Consider the following 6,142-nt stretch of genomic DNA (forward strand, 5'->3'; position numbering starts at 1 on the left):
CTATAACCCACGAAAGATTTAGATATCTTCAACACTTTCTAATATCAGGGAATATACTTTAATCCCCACATTGCACTCATGGAATCGTATGACGTTGTAATTATTGGCGCTGGTCATAATGGCTTAGTTTGTGCTGGCTACCTGCTGAAAGCTGGTTACAGCGTCCTGTTATTAGAAGGGCGATCGCTTCCTGGTGGTGGTTGCACTACTGAAGAACTTATGCCTGATGAAGCACCTGGTTTTAAATTTAGTCCTTGCGCGATTAACCATCTGTTTATTTTCTTAGGGCCAGTCATCCAAGAGTTAGAACTGCATAAGTACGGCTTGGAATATCTTACCTGCGATCCAGTTGCCTTTTGTCCCCATCCAGATGGTAAGTATTTCTTAGCTCATCAATCTATAGAAAAGACTTGTGCGGAAATTGCCCGTTACAGTCAGCGCGATGCTGAAAAATACGCTGAATATGCCGATTTTTGGCAGCGCTTTATCAAAGGGATTGCTCCTTTCTTCAATGCACCACCCAAATCAATTGTTGATATTGCTGGTAATTACAATCTCAATAGTCTGCGAGACTTATTTTCCCTTCTAGGTGGCTCTAACACAACCCTTGATTTACTGCGTACCCTACTCAGCAGTGCCACAGATAATATTAACGAGTACTTCGATTCTGAGTTTGTCAAAGCACCTCTGGCTAGACTCTCAGCCGAACTGAGTTCCCCTCCCTCACAAAAAGCTATGTCCTTTGGGGCAATGATGATGATGTTGCGTCATAATCCCGGTATGGCAAGACCGCGTGGTGGTAGTGGTGGACTTGTGGAAGCTTTGGTGAAAATGGTAAAAGCCGAGGGTGGTAAAATCCTCACCGACCAAAAGGTAGAAAAAGTATTGGTAGATAATGGTAAAGCTGTGGGTGTGCGCGTTGCTGGTGGCAAAGAATATCGTGCTAACAAAGGTGTAATTTCAAGTATTGATGCCAAGCGCTTATTTTTGCAACTGATGGATAGTAGCGATGTCGATAATAGCGATGCCTACGGCGGCAAGCTACGCAACTTGCGCGAGAGGTTAGACCGCCGCATCGTCAACAACAATGAAACCATCCTCAAAATTGATTGTGCTTTATCTGAACCCTTGCGCTTTGTCCACCACAATCACCAAGATAACTATTTGATGGGTTCTATTCTGATTGCTGATTCCGTCAATCATGTAGAACAAGCTCATAGTCTGATTACTCTGGGCAATATTCCTGATGAAGACCCATCAATGTATGTAGTAATGCCTACCGGACTTGATCCATCGATGGCACCGGAAGGCAAGCACACATTATGGATAGAGTTTTTTGCCCCTTATCAAATTAATGGTGCAGAGGGTACAGGTTTAAAAGGTACGGGTTGGACGGATAAACTGAAAAACAAAGTTGCAGACAAGGTGATTAATAAACTGGCGCAGTATTCGCCCAATCTGCAACATTCAATCATCGCCCGTCATGTCGAAAGTCCGGCTGAGTTGGGAGAACGGTTAGGGACTTACAAAGGTAATTATTACCATATTGATATGACTTTAGAACAGATGCTTTGCTTCCGTCCGTTGCCGGAATTAGCTAACTACAAAACACCAATTGATAACTTGTATCTTACTGGTGCTGGAACTCATCCGGGTGGTTCAATTTCTGGTTTGCCGGGACGCAACTGTGCGCGTGTGTTTTTACATAATGAGCAACCTATCGCCCAGAAAATCAAGGAAGCAGGAGGCTCAATTAAATCTGCTTTTGCATCTGTCTTAAGGAGTGAATCAGACTAAGAGGCTGTTTGTAAAAAAAGTAAATAGCATCAGGAGAATTTAAAAGTTGAGTCTGAAGTAGGGAAACGGCTAAAGATGAGATTATGTGAGCTTTTTGGGCAAGCTACTGATGCTTTTTAATCAAAACTATCAAAAGTCTAAACAATTCCCTGAGATACTTCCTGTGACACTTTTAGATTCCCCAATAGACAGAGAACTACAACCGTAATAGTAACTAAGATGTGGGTGTAGTAAGAGTTATTAAGGAATATTTGCAATGGCAACCGAAACTAACAAAGCGGTTGAATTATCTACTAAAGCTAAAGCCTATAACGGTATCGATCGCAATGCTTGGATTTTTGGGTGGAATCCCCAACAAGAATTGTGGAATGGACGTTTAGCGATGATTGGCTTTATTTCTTACGTACTTTGGGATTTGGCTGGCTATAGTTTAGTCCGTGACGTACTCCACTTAGTTCGCTAAACCTTCACTGATGATTTATCCCCCCTTGGGGGAATCAATTTAATAAACAACTTAGTAGCGTTTTAATACTTAACCTAATCGCCAATTGAGGCGAAATAGTGGGGTTATAAATGGACACAATAATATAATTGTGAAAGAGGGAAATATGATAACTAAAGATACTACACGTGCATTAGGAGTATTTGCTAATTCTCAACAGATAGAGCAGGCGATTAATGAATTGAAAACTGCAAATTTTCCTATGGAAAAAGTTTCTGTTCTTGCTAAAGATGTAGAGCAAGGTGAAAATTTAGGTGAGGCGCAGATAAGCGATCGCATTGGTAATCAAGATGTCAATACAACTGGAGCCGTAGGAGACACGCTGACAGCAACTACTTGGGGTAGCGCGTTACTTGGTTTGAGTAGTTTAGCACTTCCCGGTTTAGGAGCTGTACTCGCAGCAGGTTCCGTAGGTGTAGCATTGGTTAGTAGCGTGGCAGGTGTTGCTGTGGGAGCCGCAGCAAATCAGAATTTACTGAAGGCATTAGGTGATTTAGGCATACCCGAAGACAGAGCGAGAGTTTATAGCGATCGCCTCCAGCAGAGTTATTATTTGCTCATCCTAGAAGGCTCAGAAGAAGAAATTCACCGCGTTGAACCAATATTACGCGATCGCGGTATTGAATATTGGGGCGTGTATGATTCCCCACATAGTTAAAATGGTGTGTGCATTGGTATTTTGTTAAAACAAAAACGTTTTTCACAGGCATGAAGCCGCAGATGAAATAGCTTTAGCTATGAGGATAAACAGATAAGGACTTTTAAGATTAGTAATTATCAAATATCCTCATAGGAAAAATTAGCCATGAGTTTTTGGATCGACCACCAACAGTTTCCAGAAGCAGTTAGCAAAATGATTTAACTGCCGATTTTTAATCAGGTAGATAAAAATAACATTTAACTTCATCTACTTATTTCTACCTTTTTTATTAATCCTAAAGCTAGATGTAATTTCTGGAATTAAAAGCGAAATTGTAATAAATAATCGAACAACATAAGAGCCATGAAAACTGACAACGTAACCAATTCTAACAATACTGAGCGGACGACAATCGAGGGTGGAAGTAAAGAAGCTCTCAATCAAAAAACATCTGTGCAATTTTTACTTAGCACAGCACTGGTAGTTATAACAATTATCCTAGTTAGTGCAACTGCTTATTACGGACTTATTCACTAATGCTACTTGTTTAACCAGAAGATTTTTTTTGATCGCATTGAATAGCACTTGGATAATTTCAAATATAGCATCAGCCTTAATAGAACTCTGGCAGTGTTTTTAGCTAGTCAAAAGTCTTTGTTTAAGCTAAAACACTGCCATATTTTTGTAATACCATTTCTTTGTGAAACTGCGCCAAATTTTCTTGGCTTCTTCTTTCTTTGTGTCCTTCTCTGACGAGACGCTACTGTAAAACTTTGATACACTGTCTGCCAATTCACTGGGACTGCCTGATTTTCTGGCTGCACATTGGTTCTTTCTATTACTTGTTGGAAAATTTGTGCAAATAATTCACTTAGTTTGAAAGATATTTTGTACCATTTTTTTGTCTGCATTCGCCGCCGCTTTATCCAACTCTGCAATCTCACCAGCGCCTAATTGCCAACCCAACGCACCAAGATTTTCCTTCGCTTGTTCGACGCTCTTTGCTCCAGGGATGGGAATAGTTCCTTTACAGATGCACCAATTAATTGCCACCTGTGACATAGTTTTATTTCTAAACTGTGCCACCTCTCGCAAACATTCCAAAAGCGATTTACCAGCAGAAGCCGCTTCTCTACGAGACGCTGCGCGAACGCCTCTACGCATTCCTGATAATATTTGCTTAAATAACAGACCTCGAATGCCTTTAGGCAAAGGGCCTTGCTCAGAGTATTTTCCTGTCAGTAGTCCCAAAGCTAGAGGGCTGTAGGCAATCAATTTAATGTCTAACTCATCACAAAGGTCTTTGAGGTTTAGTTGAGTGACAGGATATGTAGACAACAGAGAATATTGAACTTGCAAAGTTGTAATCGGAACGCCTCGTTCCGCGAATTTTTTATGCACTCGCTGAAGCCGTTTCGGCCCATAATTGGATAATCCCACTCCCTTGACCAGTTTTTGCTCATACAAATCGGCAAGACCATCTAAAAGTCCTTCCTCTTGCCAAGGAGCATAGTTTGCTGTTGACCAGTGCATCTGTACCAAATCGACGTTTTTTCCCAGGCGTTGGGCAGATGACTGGCAAGCCTTCACCATTGATTGACGTGTCCATCTCCAGGGGTAAGCAGCCAGCTTAGTCGCAATACAAATATTTTCTTTGCCTAAACCTACATATTCTCGGTTGAATCGTCCCAGAAGCAACTCACTCCGACCATTCAATCTCCCAGTTCCGTAAGAATCGCCTGTATCAAATAAAGTTACACCGTTGCTTACACAAAGGTTAAAGACGGCTTGCAACTGCTCATCCATACTTTCGTCATATCCCCAAAGCAATTGGTTGCCCCAGGCCCAAGTGCCACAGCCCATGCTTGGGAGTGAGAGTTTTTGGAGAGTCTGCATCTTTGCTGTTTATAGATTGCCTTATTAATTATCAGGCATATATAGCAGTCCTCAATCATTCGTGAGAATTTAAGATAGTTATAACTACCCTGTAGTCTTGATTTATCACTTTCAACTTGACAGACTACTATTAGGGAACATGGTCGGATTTGCCAAGAGCCAAGCTTTTTCAGTCCAGGCGTTATTAAATAATTTGACCTCTGACACGTTTAATTCAAATGAATGGGGTGGTGATTCTAGCAACAAGGGCGAACCTTTATCATGGGCCTCAACTAAGTTAACTATCCAGGGAAGAAAGTCTAAGATTTCTTTTGGTAGTACAGTTAACTCAAAATCCCACATCAAATTCATACCTCGGCAGACTTGTCCTTTTCTGGTCACTGTGACTCTACCAGCACTTTTGTTAATAGCCAGTCGCAGAATGAATGGGCGGAATGGAACAAATTCATCAGGTGCTGTATAAGCATATACATTTATATAGTTGAGTCTCTGCCTACGATCTATCCAAGATGCGATCGGTGAATTACTACTATAAGATGTACCAGTTATAAGTACTGGCATATTCATCGCAGCAGCAAAGTTAGTGTAGAACTTATGCCTTAGTTCGTTAACAATATGTTTAGCTTCTGGGTTCATGGTTGCTACACCTATTACAAAAACGATACCTGCGGTAAGCTACCCTAACGCATGGCTTCATTAGAATTATTTCCTAAAACCTCCTGCATCCTGCCCTCTAGCTTGAAAGTGCTGAGTGCTGTTAGCGGTAGCGGGGCGTTTAGCCCGTGCTGAGTTAAAATACCAGTCCCCAGTCATTCTTTCATCTAAGGCTTGTGAAACTTGTTTCATCGGGGCTGCCTTTGTTAGGTCAACCAAAACGCAAAAAAGGCAGACCCCTTGTCTGCCCTTAAGACCTTAGAGTTAAATTTTTGGTTTTAGACCTTAATAGCGGCCACCACCACCGCCACCATAGCCTCCTCGTCTACCACCAGAGGAACCTCCGTCTGTTTTGGGCTTGGCTTTATTAACTTTTAAGCTTCGACCCATCCATTCAGCGTTATCAAGGGCATCAATCGCCGCTTGTTCTTGTGCGTCTGATTCCAATTCCACAAACCCGAAACCTCTCATCCGACCAGTTTCTCGATCGACAGGCAATTGAACATTTTTTACAGTTCCATATTCTGCAAAGACTTGCCGGAGGTCATCTTCTTTAACCTCATAAGATAGATTACCAACGTAAATTGACATAGAATGTCTCCAGAATCAGAGGATGTAGAGATTTAGATCCGGAGAGGTCTGTAATACAAGTA

General features: G+C 41.6%; 7 protein-coding genes. 3 read left to right on the plus strand and 4 right to left on the minus strand.

Features of this window, described 5'->3' with window-relative positions; translation table 11 throughout:
• Positions 1-78 precede the first annotated feature (78 nt).
• The 3 genes from crtO to IQ229_RS09410 all read left to right on the plus strand — a co-directional run bounded on the left by crtO (position 79) and on the right by IQ229_RS09410 (position 2,957).
• Complete coding sequence (crtO, locus tag IQ229_RS09400) at positions 79-1,797, plus strand: beta-carotene ketolase CrtO (protein WP_194043130.1); 1,719 nt, start codon at positions 79-81, stop codon at positions 1,795-1,797.
• 256 nt (positions 1,798-2,053) lie between these two features.
• Positions 2,054-2,260: a chlorophyll a-b binding domain-containing protein gene (locus IQ229_RS09405; protein ID WP_194043132.1), complete on the plus strand. Its 207-nt coding sequence runs from the start codon at positions 2,054-2,056 to the stop codon at positions 2,258-2,260.
• 145 nt (positions 2,261-2,405) lie between these two features.
• Positions 2,406-2,957: a general stress protein gene (locus tag IQ229_RS09410; RefSeq protein WP_194043134.1), complete on the plus strand. Its 552-nt coding sequence runs from the start codon at positions 2,406-2,408 to the stop codon at positions 2,955-2,957.
• An 849-nt stretch (positions 2,958-3,806) separates the two neighbouring features.
• Here IQ229_RS09410 and IQ229_RS09415 read toward each other — a convergent pair.
• The 4 genes from IQ229_RS09415 to IQ229_RS09430 form a co-directional block, all read right to left on the minus strand.
• Positions 3,807-4,835 (minus strand): aldo/keto reductase, encoded by a 1,029-nt coding sequence (locus IQ229_RS09415; protein WP_194043136.1) that lies wholly within the window; start codon positions 4,833-4,835, stop codon positions 3,807-3,809.
• A 111-nt stretch (positions 4,836-4,946) separates the two neighbouring features.
• Positions 4,947-5,471 carry a hypothetical protein gene (locus IQ229_RS09420; protein WP_194043138.1) on the minus strand — a complete coding sequence of 175 codons (525 nt, stop codon included), beginning with the start codon at positions 5,469-5,471 and terminating at the stop codon, positions 4,947-4,949.
• A gap of 66 nt (positions 5,472-5,537) precedes the next feature.
• Positions 5,538-5,681: a hypothetical protein gene (locus IQ229_RS09425; protein ID WP_194043140.1), complete on the minus strand. Its 144-nt coding sequence runs from the start codon at positions 5,679-5,681 to the stop codon at positions 5,538-5,540.
• Positions 5,682-5,774: 93 nt separating this feature from the next.
• Positions 5,775-6,080, minus strand: coding sequence for an RNA recognition motif domain-containing protein (locus tag IQ229_RS09430; RefSeq protein ID WP_194043142.1), 306 nt, complete (start codon positions 6,078-6,080; stop codon positions 5,775-5,777).
• Positions 6,081-6,142 lie beyond the last annotated feature (62 nt).

The sequence above is a fragment of the Nostoc cf. edaphicum LEGE 07299 genome, assembly GCF_015207245.1.
GTDB classification, from domain to species: domain Bacteria; phylum Cyanobacteriota; class Cyanobacteriia; order Cyanobacteriales; family Nostocaceae; genus Nostoc; species Nostoc edaphicum_B.

Bases quoted from the DNA above. Each gene is read 5' to 3' on its own strand.
- crtO (WP_194043130.1), top strand. From the start codon at position 79: ATGGAATCGTATGACGTTGTAATTATTGGCGCTGGTCATAATGGCTTA.
- IQ229_RS09405 (WP_194043132.1), top strand. From the start codon at position 2,054: ATGGCAACCGAAACTAACAAAGCGGTTGAATTATCTACTAAAGCTAAA.
- IQ229_RS09410 (WP_194043134.1), top strand. From the start codon at position 2,406: ATGATAACTAAAGATACTACACGTGCATTAGGAGTATTTGCTAATTCT.
- IQ229_RS09415 (WP_194043136.1), bottom strand. From the start codon at position 4,835: ATGCAGACTCTCCAAAAACTCTCACTCCCAAGCATGGGCTGTGGCACT.
- IQ229_RS09420 (WP_194043138.1), bottom strand. From the start codon at position 5,471: ATGAACCCAGAAGCTAAACATATTGTTAACGAACTAAGGCATAAGTTC.
- IQ229_RS09425 (WP_194043140.1), bottom strand. From the start codon at position 5,681: ATGAAACAAGTTTCACAAGCCTTAGATGAAAGAATGACTGGGGACTGG.
- IQ229_RS09430 (WP_194043142.1), bottom strand. From the start codon at position 6,080: ATGTCAATTTACGTTGGTAATCTATCTTATGAGGTTAAAGAAGATGAC.